Source organism: Sphingomonas sp. (genome assembly GCF_019746665.1).
Lineage (GTDB): Bacteria > Pseudomonadota > Alphaproteobacteria > Sphingomonadales > Sphingomonadaceae > Sphingomonas.
In genome coordinates, this window is the sequence record NZ_JAIERS010000012.1 from 256784 (window position 1) to 269174 (window position 12391).

The window sequence follows — 12391 nt, forward strand, 5'->3', positions numbered from 1 at the left end:
CAAAGGCCTTCGTCCAGCAGAAACGGCACCACGCGTGATCCACGGCCGGGGCGTGCGAACAGGAACTGGATGAATGACCGACACCAACCTGTCGCGACACGAGTTTACGGCCCAGGAAGTGGCGTATCGCGGTGCGCATGAGGCGCCCGCCGGCATGGTGCCCGATCTAAACGTCATTTCCGGCGCCCCTGCCCCCGGCGCCGAGATGAAGGCCGAGCGCAACCGCCCGGCGATCATCAAGCTCGGCAAGGCTTTACGCGGCATTTTCGATCATCTGATCGGCACCTCCTCGCTGGTGCCGAACGATCCCGTGCTCGACGTGCGCGACTTCGCCTGGACTCAATTGCTGCGCGACAATTGGCGAGCGATCCGCGACGAAGCGATGGCGGTCGCGCTCGTCGGCCAGGCGGCGCCATCGCTGGCCACGATCTCGCCCGATCACCGCTCGATCGCCGAGGTGAACAAGTGGCGGTCCTTTTTCCTCTATGGCTATGGCTATGCGATCGAGGAAAATCTGGCGCGCTGCCCGCGCACGGCCGCGGTGGTGGAGCAGGTGCCGGGCCTGAACAGCGCCTTTTTCTCGATCCTCGCGCCCGGCACCCACATTCCCGATCACCGCGGGGTGACCAAGGGACTGATCACCTGCCATCTGGGGCTGATCGTCCCCACCGATGGCGATGTGCGGATGCGCGTGAAGGACCGGATCGTCCGCTGGGCGGAGGGCGAGACCCTCGTGTTCGACGACACCTATCGTCATGAGGTGTGGAACGATAGTGAATCGACGCGCGTCGTCCTGCTGATCCAGTTCGAGCGCCCCTTGCGCCAGCCGGGCAAGTGGTTCGCCGACTTCTTCATGGGCTTCGTCCGCCGCTCCGCTTTCGTCCAGGAGGCGCGAGACAATATCAATGCGTGGAACGCGGCGGTGAAGCAGCTCGACGGGTAACGCCAGCGTTCGCCTACACGCCGCATCGCGTGGTAATCGCTCCGCCGCACTTGGCGGGAGGAGTGTATGGAACAGCGAACGCGCTTCATCCTGACGGTGGACGGCGGCGGCATTCGCGGGCTCGCGCCGGCGCTGATCCTGCTGCGGTTGGAACGGCTTTATGCAGACGCCTGCGCCGTCCGGGGCAAGCAGCCCAAGCCGCTCCACCAATGTTTCGATCTGATGGGCGGCACCTCGACCGGCGGGATCATCGTCGCGGGCTTGGCGGCGCCGGGTGGCGTCGCGGGCGTGGCCGCTTGCACGCCCGCCGATCTGGTGTCGATCTACGCCGATCATGGCCGCGAGATTTTTCCGAATGTGCCGTTCAAGCTGCTCCGGGGTCTGCTCGGGCCGATCTACAGCGCCGCCGCGCTCGAACGCGTGCTGCGCGAACGGTTGGGCGAGAGCCTGCTCAGCGCCGCGCTCACCAATATCGTGCTCTGCGCCTATGATACCGTCGCGCGTCAGGCCCGGTTCCTCGCGGGCGGCCCGGGCTATCGCAACGATCCGCGCGAGGCGGACTATCGGCTGCGCGACGCCGCCCGCGCCACTTCCGCCGCGCCGACCTATTTCCCGCCGGCGTGGATCGAGGAACTGGCTCCCGAACGCACCAAGCGCACGCTGATCGACGGTGGCGTGTTCGCCAATGATCCCAGCCTTGCGACCTATGTCGAGGCGCTGAAGCTCGGCTGGCGCGAGGATCGCATCGAAATGCTGTCGCTCGGCACCGGCAGCCAGAACCGACCCTATGCCTATCGCCTGATCGACGGTTGGGGCGCGATCGGCTGGCTGCTCCATGCCGGCGACCACCCGCTGATCTCGATCCTGATGCAGGGCGCATCGAGCACCACCGCCTATCAGATGAACCAGTTGCTCAACATCAGGCCGGCGGACCGCCGCTATACCCGGATTGATGGTCCGCTCGCGGGGGTGAACGACGCACTCGACGATGCCAGCCCCGCCAACATTGCCGCGATCAACCGGTTGGTCGAACACTGGCTGGCGGCGACCAACCCGTTCGAGCCACAAAAGAGCAACGCAGTGTTGCTGGACGAATGGGCGGCGCGGCTGGCCGATCGGGCTTGATCGCTCGCGCCGCGCGCGCCACATGATCCCCATGCTGATCGAAACCGAAACAACGCCCAACCCCTCGACGCTCAAATTCCTGCCCGGCCGCGCCGTGATGGCCTCGGGAACGCGCGACTTCGCCTCCGCGGAAGCCGCCGCCGCCTCCCCGCTCGCCGAAGCACTGTTCGATCTGGGTGACGTGACCGGCGTTTTCTTCGGCCGAGATTTCATCTCGGTCACCGCCGCGCCAGGGACTGATTGGGCGCGTTTGAAGCCGGACGTGCTGGGGCTGCTGCTCGATCACTTCTCCGCCGACATGCCGCTGTTCAAGCAGGGCGGCGCCGATTTCAGCGTGCCGAGCGAGGACGAGACCTTCGCTAGCGACCCGGCCGATGCCGAGATCGTCGAGCAGATTCAGGATCTGATCGCGACGCGCATCCGCCCCGCGGTGCAGGGCGATGGCGGCGACATCACCTATCGCGGGTTCGAAAAGGGCCGCGTCTATCTCTCGATGCACGGCGCCTGCGCCGGTTGCCCCAGCTCGACGGCGACGCTCAAGAACGGGATCGAGCAATTGCTGCGTTATTATGTACCCGAAGTGACCGAGGTTCGCGCGGTCTAGCCCCAATGAAAGGACGTGTGATGCACGAGAAGCTCGGCGACGCCGCGCTTGACCGGATTTTCCGCGAGGCGCGCACGGCGAATGGCTATACCGACGCGCCCTTCACCGAAGCCGACGCGCACGCGATCTGGGAGCTGGTGAAGTTCGGCCCGACCTCCGCCAATCAGCTGCCCGCGCGCTTCATCTGGTGCCTCAGCCAGGAATCGCGCGATCGGCTCGCGGCGCACGCCAGCGGCACCAACGCGCCGAAGATCAAGGCGGCGCCCGCCGCCGTGATCGTCGCCATGGACGAGAATTTCCACGAGCATCTGCCCGAACTGTTTCCGCATACCGATGCGAAAAGCTGGTTCGAGGGTAATCTGGCGCTGCGCCAGGCATCGGCGATGCGCAACGCGACGCTGCAGGGCGCCTATCTGATCATCGCCGCGCGCGCGCTGGGGTTCGATGTCGGGCCGATGTCGGGCTTCAACAACGCAGCACTCGACGCCGATTTCTTCGCGGACACGCCGCAGATCAAATCGAACTTCATCGCAACGCTGGGTGTGGGCGATCCGGCGACGATCTTCCCCCGGTCGCCGCGCCCGCCGTTCGCGCGGTTCAACAGCATCGCCTGAAAATCCTTGCCCTGCCCCGCCCGCTCGCGCCATGGCGCGCGGCGGGAGGGTGAGGTGAAGGTCGACGCTTTCGATTTCGAGCTGCCGCAGGAGCGGATCGCGCTGCGCCCCGTGAGCCCACGCGATGCCGCGCGGATGCTCGTGGTGCGCCCCGCTGCGTTCGAGGACGCGGGCGTGCGCGATCTGCCGCGCCTGCTCACCCCGCGCGATATTCTGGTGTTCAACGATACCCGCGTCATCCCCGCCCAGCTCGAGGGCCGGCGGGGCGAGGCAAGCATCGGCGCGACGCTGCACAAGCGCGAAGGCCCGCGCCGCTGGCGCGCTTTCATCCGCAACGCCAAGCGGCTGCACGATGGCGACCGGATCGACTTCGGCCCCGATGCGACCGCCATCGCCCGTGATCGCGCCGCCGATGGCAGTTTCGCGCTCGAATTCGAAGGCGACGAGCCCGTCGAGCTGCTGCTCGAACGCGTCGGCACCATGCCGCTGCCTCCGTATATCGCCAGCAAGCGGGAGATCGACGCGCGCGACCGCGACGACTACCAGACGATGTTCGCGCGGCAGGAAGGCGCGGTCGCCGCCCCCACCGCCTCGCTCCACTTCACCCCCGAGCTGATGGCGGCGCTCGATGCGGCGGGCATCCAGCACGCGACGCTAACCCTGCACGTCGGCGCGGGCACCTTCCTGCCGGTAAAGGCCGACGATACCGACGATCACCAGATGCACGCCGAATGGGGCCGGCTGGACGCGGCGACCGCCGATCGCTTGAACGCCATACGCTTGGGTGGGGGGCGAATCGTGGCGGTTGGCACGACCGTGCTACGTCTGCTCGAAAGCGCGGCGGGCGACGACCGCGTGATCCGCCCGTTCGAGGGTGACACCGCGATCTTCATTACCCCCGGCTATCGCTTCAAAGGGGTGGATGCGTTGATGACCAATTTCCACCTGCCGCGCTCGACCTTGTTCATGCTCGTTTCGGCGCTGATGGGGCTGGAGCGGATGCAGGCGGCCTATGCCCATGCCATCGCGCACGATTATCGCTTTTATTCCTATGGCGATTCGTCGCTGCTCATTCCATGAAGGCCGTCCGTGAAAGCTAGTCTGCGTCGCCTTGCCCCCCTGTTGCTTCTCGCCACGGCGCCCGCGTTGGCGCAACAGCCGGAGGGAGCCCCACCGCCGCGTGATCCGCGCACCCCGCCGCAATCGACGATCATGGCCGAGCCAATGGCGCTGTTCATCGCCGCGAGCGACGCCGACGGCGACGCGAGGGTGACGCCTGCCGAACTCAGCGCCGCCGTCGCGCGAAGCTTCGCCGCGAGCGACGCGACGAAGGCGGGCAGCATCGGCTATATTGCCTTCGCCGATTGGGCCGAGCGCTGGCTGGGGGATCGCAACGCCCTGCCCAGCCCCTTTGATGTCGATGCCGATCAGGACAATCGCATCACCCTTGCCGAGCTGCAGGGCGCCTTCGCCCGCGAATTCAGCCGGTTCGATCGCAATAAGGATGGCGCGATCACCCGCAACGAGCTGCTGACGCTGACCGGCGGCCTTGGCCGCGGCGGCTTTGGCGAGGGGCCGGGCGGCGGGCGACGCGGTCGCGGCGATCGGCGTTAAGCGATTGCGCTACCAGCTCGTCATCCTCGATTTCGATGGCACGCTCGCCGATTCGGGCGACTGGTTCCTGTCGATCGCCGACGATCTCGCCGATCGCTTCCGCTTCCGCCGGGTCGCGCCCGATGAGGTGGAGGGCTTGCGTGGGCGCACCACGCGCGAGGTGATCAAGCATCTCGGCATCCCGCGCTGGAAATTGCCAATCATCGCCCGCCATCTGCACCGCCGGCTCGCAGCCGAAACCCACAAGATCGCACTATTCGACGGGGTAAGCACGCTGCTCGCCGATCTGCGCGCGGCCGGCATCCGGATCGCGCTCGTGACCTCGAACGCTGAGCATAACGCGCGCACGATCCTGGGCGAGGACAATGCCCGGCATATCGAACAGTGGGAGTGCGGCGCTTCGCTATTCGGCAAGGCGCCGCGCTTCCGCCGGGTGATCCGCCGCGCGCGGCTGCCGCATACGGCGATCCTCTCGATCGGGGATGAGACACGCGATCTGACCGCGGCGCGCAAGGTCGGCGTCGATGGCGCGGCGGTACTGTGGGGCTATGCCAATCGCGACATCCTGACCGCACTCAATCCCGTCACCGCGTTCGAGACGCCGACCGAGGTGCTGCCCTTCGTGCTGGGACACGGAGCTTAGCGGCATCCGCCAGCCGGTGGTGCACGGATCGACGCACGCCCCCCGAAAAGCAGTGGATGCGCCCGTCGCGTGCGGGCTACCCCCCGCGGCTTCGCTCGGCTATCCCCCGGGGAATGGGCCATAACCATGCTCACCACCATCCGGATGCCGCAGATTATGGCGGCGCGTTCGCGATCGGCATCGCGCTCAACCTGGGGTTCGTAGCACTAGAGGTCGTGGCGGGGCTGTGGGCGGGATCGGTCGCGTTGCTCGCCGACGCGGGCCATAATGCGTCGGATGTTCTGGGCCTGCTCGTCGCGTGGGGCGGATCGGCGTTGGCGCGACGCCCGGCGACGCCGCGCTTCACATATGGCTGGCGCGGCTCGACGATCTTGGCGGCACTCGCCAACGCGCTGTTTCTGATGGTGGCGACGGGCGGCATCGCGCTGGAGGCGGTGCAGCGCTTCAGCGATCCGCGCCCGGTCCGAGGCGCCACGATCATGGCGGTGGCGGCGGCGGGTATCGTCGTGAACGCGCTCACCGCCTGGCTGTTCGCGAGCGGGCGGCGCGGCGATTTGAACCTGCGCGCGGCCTATCTCCACATGATGGCGGACGCAGGCGTATCGGCGGCGGTGGTGATCGCGGGCGCGCTGGTGCTGCTGACCGGCTATGCCTGGATCGACCCGCTCACCTCGCTCGCGGTGGTCGCGATGATCCTGTGGAGCACCTGGGAGCTGCTGCGCGAGGCGGTGGTGATGGCGCTCGCCGCGGTGCCGAGCAGCGTCGATGCCGCGCGCGTCGCAGAGGCCTTGCGCGCGCTGCCGGGCGTCTCGCGGCTGCACGATCTGCACATCTGGGCGATGAGCACCACCGAAGTCGCGCTCACCGCGCGGCTGGTAATGCCCGGCGGCCACCCCGGCGACGCCTTCCTGCGCGAGGCCGCCCACCGGCTTCATCACGATTTCGGGATCGATCACCCGACGCTCCAGATCGAGATCGACCAGGGCGCGCCCTGCCTGATCCACGATCATTAGGGCACGCGACGGCGCGCTTACCGTCCCCGCATATCCCGGGTTTCGCGCGGCATCCGCACCGTCAACCCGTCAAGCGCGGGCTCGAGCCAGATCTGGCAGGCGAGCCGGCTGGTGCGCGTCGCGCCCACCGCCAGATCGAGCATGTCCTCCTCCTCCTCGCGCGGCGGTGGCAAGCGGGCGAAATCGGCGGCATCGACGATCACATGGCAGGTGGAGCACGCCATCTGCCCTTCGCACGTGCCTTCCAGCGGCTGGCCATGCGCCTGAGCGAGATCGAGCAGTCGATCGCCCGTGGCTGCCTCGACCAGCTGCTCGTGCCCGTCGGCGCCGATGAAGCGCACGCGGATCATTGCCGCGCCGCCGCCGCGTTGATCCGCTCGATCGCCTCCATCAACTCCTCCTCGCGCGTGTAACGGCCAAAGCCGAGCCGCAAGCTCGACCGCGCCTGTGTGTCCGACAGGCCGAGCGCGCGCAAGACATGGCTCGTGCGCCCCGAGCCACTCGCGCACGCGGAGCCCGCCGAAAAGGCGATATTGCGCAGCGCGCTCGTCAGCCGCGCGACATCGAGCCCCGGGCGGCGGATGTTCAGGTTGCCGCGATAGCGCTGCTCAAGGCTGCCGTTGATCGTCCAGGCCGGGCCGAGCGCCTGTCGCGCCATGCCATACAGCCGCTCGACATGGGCGGTATCTTCCTCGAAGCGCACGCCCGCGAGCTTCGCGGCGACCCCGAACCCCGCGCAGAGCGCGGGCGAGAGCGTGCCCGATCGCTCCGGCTCCTGCCCGCCGCCGTGGAGCAGCGCGGCGGGCGGCGCATCGCGGAACCACAGCGCGCCAATGCCTTTGGGGCCGTGGATCTTGTGCGCCGAAAAGGCGATGAAGTCCGCCTCGGGCAGAGGCACGCGGCCAAAGCCCTGCACGGCGTCCACCAGCAACTTCGCCCCCACCGCCCTTGCAAGCGCACCGAGTTCGGCGATTGGCTGGATCACCCCGATCTCGTTATTGACCAGCATGGCCGCGACCAGCCCGGTGCCCGGCACGATCGCCGCCCGGGCGGCTTCGAGATCGACCAGCCCTTGGGGATCGACCGGCAGCACCGTCACCGGCCGCCCGCGCGCCGCCTCCGCCGCCACCGCATCGAGCACGGCGGCATGTTCGGTTGCGATCGTCACGATCGGGCCACGCGTCCCCTTGATCGCCCAGTTCAGTGCCTCGGTCGCGCCACTGGTGAAGGCGAGCTTGCCCTTAGGGAGCAGTTTCAGAACATGTCCCCGCGCGACCTCCACCGCCGCCTTGGCGGCGCGGCCGGGCGCGTGCGCCGAATGCGGGTTGGCATGGCCCTCGCGCAACCAGGGGAGCATGGCATCGAACGCTTCCGGCGCGAGCGGCGTGGTCGCCTGGTAATCGAGATAGATCACGCCCCCGCTACCTCCAGCCAGGCGTCGCGGAAGGCTTCGATTTCCTGCTTGGTGGTGGTCCAGCCGAAGCTCACTCGGATTGTGCGCGCGGCGGTGTCCTCGTCCACGCCGAACGCGGCGAGCGCCCGGCTGCGCTTGAGCGTACCCGACGAGCAGGCGCTGCCCGCCGACACCGCGAAGCCCATCGCGTCGAACCGGATCAGCTGCGCCGCCGCCGACGTGCCGGGCATGGCGACGGCGAGGATGTGGGCGCACTGAACGCCCGGGGCGATCACCTCCCCCACGCGCCACAGCGCATTCTTCACTTCGGCCATTGCTTCGGCGTCAACCCGCCAGCCAGCCGACATCACCTCCACCGCCGCCGCGAACCCCAGGATCGCAGGCAGATTTTCGGTGCCCTGACGATAGCCGAATTCGTGCCCGCCTACCGGATCGAGCAGCCCCAGATCGCGCACCAGCAGCGCTCCGATCCCCGGCGGGCCGCCCAGCTTGTGCGCTGAAAGCACGGCCAGATCGACCTGGGGTGGCACGCGGCCCAGCGATTGGGCACAGTCCATTAGCACGATGCCACCAGCGGCATGAACGTCGTCCACCACCTCGTTACTGCCAGCGAAGGGCAGCAGGGCTGTACCTGTCTCCGAATTTGTGTGCTGAATCGCGACAACCGCCGGACCGCCCGCCAGCAGCGCGACCAGCGCCCCTCGATCAACTTCACCCGCGCGGACGGGCACCACCGCCGCATCGGGCGCCGCGCGAAACACTGCATCATGCTCTACCGCGCTCACGATCCGGCGCTTCAGCTTCGCGCGGTTCAGGGCGATTCCCAGCGCCTCGCTCGCGCCGCTGGTGAAGATCAGCTCGCCGCGCCAGCCGAGCGCGGCCTTGATCCGGGCGCGCGCGTCCTCGAGCGCCGCGCGCGCCGCACGGCCCTCGGCATGGGGTGACGACGGATTGGCCCAACGCTCCAGCGCCGCCGCCATCGCCGCCTTCGCCTCGGGTCGCATCGGCGTGGTTGCCGCATGATCCAGATAGATACGGGGCATTGTTCGCAAAAAGTTGCCTCTTCGGGGTTGGCGTCTATATAGCTGTTGCTCTATCCTGCGCCACTGGCGCGCCCCCTATTCGATCCAGGTGCGATGCCCGAAGTCATTTTCCCCGGCCCCGATGGCCGTCTCGAAGGTCGTTTCGCGCCGCCGCCGCGCCCGCGCGCGCCGGTCGCCATGATCCTTCACCCCCACCCGTCGAGCGGCGGCACGATGAACAACCGCATCGTGCAGGAACTCTACAAGACCTTCCAGCGGCGCGGTTTCGCGACGCTCCGCTTCAACTTCCGCGGCGTCGGCAAGAGCCAGGGCGTGTTCGACAATGGCGTCGGCGAACTGTCGGACGCGGCCTCGGCGCTCGATTGGGTGCAGTCGATCCACGCGGAGGCGAGCACCACTTGGGTCGCGGGCGTCAGCTTCGGCGCCTGGATCGGGATGCAGCTGCTGATGCGCCGCCCGGAGATTCGCGGTTTCATCTCGGTCGCGCCGCCGGCGAACATGTATGATTTCACCTTCCTCGCCCCCTGCCCCGCCTCCGGCATCATCGTGCAGGGCGATGGCGACGAGGTGGTGACACCGAGCGCGGTGCAGAAGCTGGTCGACAAGCTGCGCACCCAGAAGCACATCACCATCCACCACGACGTGATCCCGCGCGCGAACCATTTCTTCCAGGACGAAATGGGCGAACTGATGACGAGCGTCGATCGCTATCTGGACTTCCGGCTGGACCCGAGCTGCCCGATTAAGTGAGGAGCGCCGCAAACGATTTAGCGCAGCTAAATCGCAACCAGCGGCGCGCCCGGCCGGCGGTGCCATAGCGCCGACCGACGGCACGGGCTTCGCCCGTGACGAAGTTATCGTCGTATGGGCTCGGCTCACAAGGTCCACACCAGCACATTCCCTAGCAGCACCAGCGCCATCACCAGCAGCAGCCACGCCTTGCGCTGTTCGCGCCGCTTGGCGAGCAGCCAAGCACCGCCGCCCGCGCACAGGATCGAGCCCAGCATCACGATCGACAGCAACGCCCGCGCGAGCGGGGTGAGCGGCGGGCTCATCCGGCGAGCGTCCGGGCATAGCCGTCGAGATCGACATTGCCGCCCGACAGCACCACCACCGAACCGGGCTCGACCGGACGTTTGCCGCTGAGCAACGCGGCAAGGCCGACCGCGCCGCCCGGCTCCACCACCAGCCGCAGCTTGGAAGCGGCCCAGCGCTGCGCCGCCGCGGTTTCCGCCTCGCTCACCGCCAGCGCCTCGGCCTTGCGGCGCATCAGCACGTCGAAGGTGAGTGGCGAGACTTGCGGCGTCATCAGCGCGTCGCACGCGGTCGGCGGCGCGTGCGGGCCTACGGGCTCGATCGCCCCGACCGTGAGCGAGCGGCGCATGTCATCCCACCCCTCGGGCTCGACGATCGTGATCGCCGCCTCGGGCAAAGCGAGCGCGATTCCGGCCGCGAGCCCGCCGCCACCGCACGGCACCACCACGCGCGCCGGCGCGTCACGCCCCAGCGCCGTCAGCTGCTGCGCGATCTCCACCCCGCAGCTCCCCTGCCCTTCGATCACCCAGGCATCGTCGAAGCTTGGCACCAGTACCGCGCCGCGCGCGTGAGCGAGCCCGGCCGCGATCGCCTCCCGCGATTCGCGCATCCGATCATAGCTCACCACCTCGGCACCAAGCGCGAGGGTCGAATCGCGCTTCACCGCCGGCGCGTCGGCGGGCATCACGATCACCGCCGGCATCCCCAGCCGCTTGGCCGCCCACGCGACCCCTTGCGCATGGTTGCCCGAGGAGAAGGCGACCACCCCTGCCGCGCGCTGATCGGCGTCGATCGCGGTCAGCCGGTGCCAGGCGCCGCGCAGCTTGAAAGCGCCCATCGGCTGCAGGCACTCGGCCTTGAAGAACACCTCCACGCCATTGATCGTCTGGGCGAACAGGGGCGTCGCCGGAACGACCGCCGCCACCTTCGCCGCGGCATCGCGCACCCCGGCGCGCGTCGGCTGTCTTCGAACTGTCATAAAATTTCCCCGCCCCCGCAAATTGGCTGTTTACACACGCCTGCTAGCTCCCTATCTCGCACGTCCGCTGCCCCATGGGACTTCCAACCGCAAGGCAGCTTTTGGTCAACGTCTGCCGCAAGGCAATTGGAGGTCCCTTGAGTTGCACAAGCACCATAGCGCGCTGGGGCTAGCTACTGCCCGTTTCGATTCCGCTCGCGGGATCGCCCTCGCCATGCGCCCGGTCCAGCCGGTAACGCTGATTCGCCCCCACGCCGCGGCGCGGGCCGCTCGATTCTTCGTTGAGAAGTTTCCGGGCCGCTCGATGTATGCGGTAAAAGCGAATCCCTCGCCGGACCTGCTCAAGGTTCTGTGGGCAAATGGCATCACCCATTATGATGTCGCTTCGCTTGGCGAAGTCCGGCTCGTCGCGGCAACGCTGCCGGAGGCGACCTTGTGCTTTATGCACCCGGTCAAGGCCGAGGAAGCGATTGCCGAGGCGTATTTCGAGCATGGCGTGCGGGTGTTCTCGCTCGACAGCCTGGAAGAGCTGGCGAAGATCATGCGCGCGACCCAGGGAGCGACCGACCTGACGCTCTGCGTGCGGCTGCGCGTGTCGTCGGAACATTCGAAGCTGAGCCTCGCGTCCAAGTTCGGCGTCGCGCCGGATGAGGCGAAAGAGCTGCTGTTCCAGGCTCGTCAGGCGGCGGATGCGCTGGGCATCTGCTTCCATGTTGGCAGCCAGGCGATGACGCCCGACGCCTATGCGAACGCGATGGAGCGCGTGCGCCAGGCGATCGTGGGAGCGGCGGTGACGGTCGATGTCGTCGATGTCGGTGGCGGTTTCCCCTCCGCCTATCCGGGGATGGAGCCGCCGGCGCTCGAGCGCTATTTCGAGACGATCCACCGCGCGTTCGAAAGCCTGCCGGTCAGCTATTCGGCGGAGCTTTGGGCGGAGCCGGGTCGTGCGTTGTGCGCCGAATATAGCTCGCTGATCGTGCGCGTGGAAAAGCGCCGCGGCGACGAGCTGTTCATCAACGACGGCGCTTATGGCGCGTTGTTCGATGCAGCGCATATCGGCTGGCGCTTCCCGGTCGCGCTGCTGCGCGAGCCCGAGTCGACCGTGCGCGACATGCCGTTCAGCTTCTACGGTCCCACCTGCGACGATCTTGATCACATGGCCGGTCCGTTCCTGCTGCCGGCGGACGTGCGGGCCGGCGATTATATCGAGATCGGGATGCTCGGCGCTTATGGTGCCGCGCTCCGCACCGGCTTCAATGGCTTCGGCGCGACCGAGACGATCGTCGTGGACGATGAACCGATGGTCTCGCTCTATACCGATCTGCCCGAAGCGGCGGTTTCGACCAACGTCGTGAAGCTGTAAC

15 protein-coding genes are annotated in these 12391 nt (G+C 67.8%); 10 read left to right on the top strand and 5 right to left on the bottom strand.

What is annotated here, in order from left to right; genetic code table 11:
• Positions 1 to 73 precede the first annotated feature (73 nt).
• The 8 genes from K2X73_RS09605 (at position 74) to K2X73_RS09640 (ending at position 6556) form a co-directional block, all read left to right on the top strand.
• Entirely contained in the window at positions 74 to 943 is an 870-nt protein-coding gene (locus K2X73_RS09605) for an aspartyl/asparaginyl beta-hydroxylase domain-containing protein (RefSeq protein ID WP_294110282.1), read from the top strand.
• Between the two features lie 66 nt (positions 944 to 1009).
• On the top strand, positions 1010 to 2068 hold the full coding sequence (locus K2X73_RS09610; RefSeq protein WP_294110284.1) for a patatin-like phospholipase family protein: 1059 nt from the start codon (positions 1010 to 1012) through the stop codon (positions 2066 to 2068).
• 31 nt (positions 2069 to 2099) lie between these two features.
• A complete protein-coding gene (locus K2X73_RS09615; protein WP_294110286.1) occupies positions 2100 to 2672 on the top strand; it encodes a NifU family protein in 573 nt (190 codons plus the stop codon).
• A gap of 20 nt (positions 2673 to 2692) precedes the next feature.
• Positions 2693 to 3286, top strand: coding sequence for a malonic semialdehyde reductase (locus K2X73_RS09620; protein ID WP_294110288.1), 594 nt, complete (start codon positions 2693 to 2695; stop codon positions 3284 to 3286).
• 54 nt (positions 3287 to 3340) lie between these two features.
• Positions 3341 to 4366, top strand: a complete 1026-nt coding sequence (gene queA / locus K2X73_RS09625) for a tRNA preQ1(34) S-adenosylmethionine ribosyltransferase-isomerase QueA (protein ID WP_294110290.1) — start codon at positions 3341 to 3343, stop codon at positions 4364 to 4366.
• A gap of 66 nt (positions 4367 to 4432) precedes the next feature.
• Entirely contained in the window at positions 4433 to 4900 is a 468-nt protein-coding gene (locus K2X73_RS09630; protein ID WP_294110292.1) for an EF-hand domain-containing protein, read from the top strand.
• Positions 4851 to 5543 carry an HAD hydrolase-like protein gene (locus K2X73_RS09635; RefSeq protein WP_294110294.1) on the top strand — a complete coding sequence of 231 codons (693 nt, stop codon included), beginning with the start codon at positions 4851 to 4853 and terminating at the stop codon, positions 5541 to 5543. Before K2X73_RS09630 ends, K2X73_RS09635 begins: the two co-directional genes overlap by 50 nt.
• Before the next feature lie 113 nt (positions 5544 to 5656).
• A complete protein-coding gene (locus tag K2X73_RS09640; protein WP_294110296.1) occupies positions 5657 to 6556 on the top strand; it encodes a cation diffusion facilitator family transporter in 900 nt (299 codons plus the stop codon).
• A gap of 17 nt (positions 6557 to 6573) precedes the next feature.
• On the opposite strand, the gene K2X73_RS09645 is transcribed toward K2X73_RS09640, so the two are convergent.
• Genes K2X73_RS09645 through K2X73_RS09655 form a run of 3 tightly spaced genes read right to left on the bottom strand, consistent with a single transcriptional unit; the run spans position 6574 to position 9013 of the window.
• Positions 6574 to 6906 carry a 2Fe-2S iron-sulfur cluster-binding protein gene (locus K2X73_RS09645; RefSeq protein WP_294110298.1) on the bottom strand — a complete coding sequence of 111 codons (333 nt, stop codon included), beginning with the start codon at positions 6904 to 6906 and terminating at the stop codon, positions 6574 to 6576.
• Entirely contained in the window at positions 6903 to 7970 is a 1068-nt protein-coding gene (locus K2X73_RS09650) for a cysteine desulfurase family protein (RefSeq protein WP_294110300.1), read from the bottom strand. The genes K2X73_RS09645 and K2X73_RS09650 overlap by 4 nt, the downstream gene beginning before the upstream one ends.
• Positions 7967 to 9013: an aminotransferase class V-fold PLP-dependent enzyme gene (locus tag K2X73_RS09655; protein WP_294110302.1), complete on the bottom strand. Its 1047-nt coding sequence runs from the start codon at positions 9011 to 9013 to the stop codon at positions 7967 to 7969. The genes K2X73_RS09650 and K2X73_RS09655 overlap by 4 nt, the downstream gene beginning before the upstream one ends.
• Positions 9014 to 9106: 93 nt before the next feature.
• Between K2X73_RS09655 and K2X73_RS09660 the strand changes: the two genes are divergently transcribed.
• Positions 9107 to 9763 (top strand): alpha/beta hydrolase, encoded by a 657-nt coding sequence (locus tag K2X73_RS09660; protein ID WP_294110304.1) that lies wholly within the window; start codon positions 9107 to 9109, stop codon positions 9761 to 9763.
• Between the two features lie 125 nt (positions 9764 to 9888).
• Here K2X73_RS09660 and K2X73_RS09665 read toward each other — a convergent pair whose 3' ends face one another.
• Positions 9889 to 10068 (bottom strand): hypothetical protein, encoded by a 180-nt coding sequence (locus K2X73_RS09665; protein WP_294110306.1) that lies wholly within the window; start codon positions 10066 to 10068, stop codon positions 9889 to 9891.
• Positions 10065 to 11027 carry a threonine/serine dehydratase gene (locus K2X73_RS09670; protein ID WP_294110308.1) on the bottom strand — a complete coding sequence of 321 codons (963 nt, stop codon included), beginning with the start codon at positions 11025 to 11027 and terminating at the stop codon, positions 10065 to 10067. Before K2X73_RS09670 ends, K2X73_RS09665 begins: the two co-directional genes overlap by 4 nt.
• A gap of 142 nt (positions 11028 to 11169) precedes the next feature.
• On the opposite strand from K2X73_RS09670, the gene K2X73_RS09675 reads away from it, so the two are divergent.
• Positions 11170 to 12390, top strand: a complete 1221-nt coding sequence (locus K2X73_RS09675; RefSeq protein WP_294110309.1) for an alanine racemase — start codon at positions 11170 to 11172, stop codon at positions 12388 to 12390.
• Position 12391: the final 1 nt, after the last annotated feature.

Bases quoted from the DNA above. Each gene is read 5' to 3' on its own strand.
- K2X73_RS09655 (WP_294110302.1), bottom strand. From the start codon at position 9,013: ATGCCCCGTATCTATCTGGATCATGCGGCAACCACGCCGATGCGACCC.
- K2X73_RS09620 (WP_294110288.1), top strand. From the start codon at position 2,693: ATGCACGAGAAGCTCGGCGACGCCGCGCTTGACCGGATTTTCCGCGAG.
- K2X73_RS09640 (WP_294110296.1), top strand. From the start codon at position 5,657: ATGGGCCATAACCATGCTCACCACCATCCGGATGCCGCAGATTATGGC.
- K2X73_RS09615 (WP_294110286.1), top strand. From the start codon at position 2,100: ATGCTGATCGAAACCGAAACAACGCCCAACCCCTCGACGCTCAAATTC.
- K2X73_RS09660 (WP_294110304.1), top strand. From the start codon at position 9,107: ATGCCCGAAGTCATTTTCCCCGGCCCCGATGGCCGTCTCGAAGGTCGT.
- K2X73_RS09665 (WP_294110306.1), bottom strand. From the start codon at position 10,068: ATGAGCCCGCCGCTCACCCCGCTCGCGCGGGCGTTGCTGTCGATCGTG.
- K2X73_RS09645 (WP_294110298.1), bottom strand. From the start codon at position 6,906: ATGATCCGCGTGCGCTTCATCGGCGCCGACGGGCACGAGCAGCTGGTC.
- K2X73_RS09605 (WP_294110282.1), top strand. From the start codon at position 74: ATGACCGACACCAACCTGTCGCGACACGAGTTTACGGCCCAGGAAGTG.
- K2X73_RS09670 (WP_294110308.1), bottom strand. From the start codon at position 11,027: ATGACAGTTCGAAGACAGCCGACGCGCGCCGGGGTGCGCGATGCCGCG.
- K2X73_RS09610 (WP_294110284.1), top strand. From the start codon at position 1,010: ATGGAACAGCGAACGCGCTTCATCCTGACGGTGGACGGCGGCGGCATT.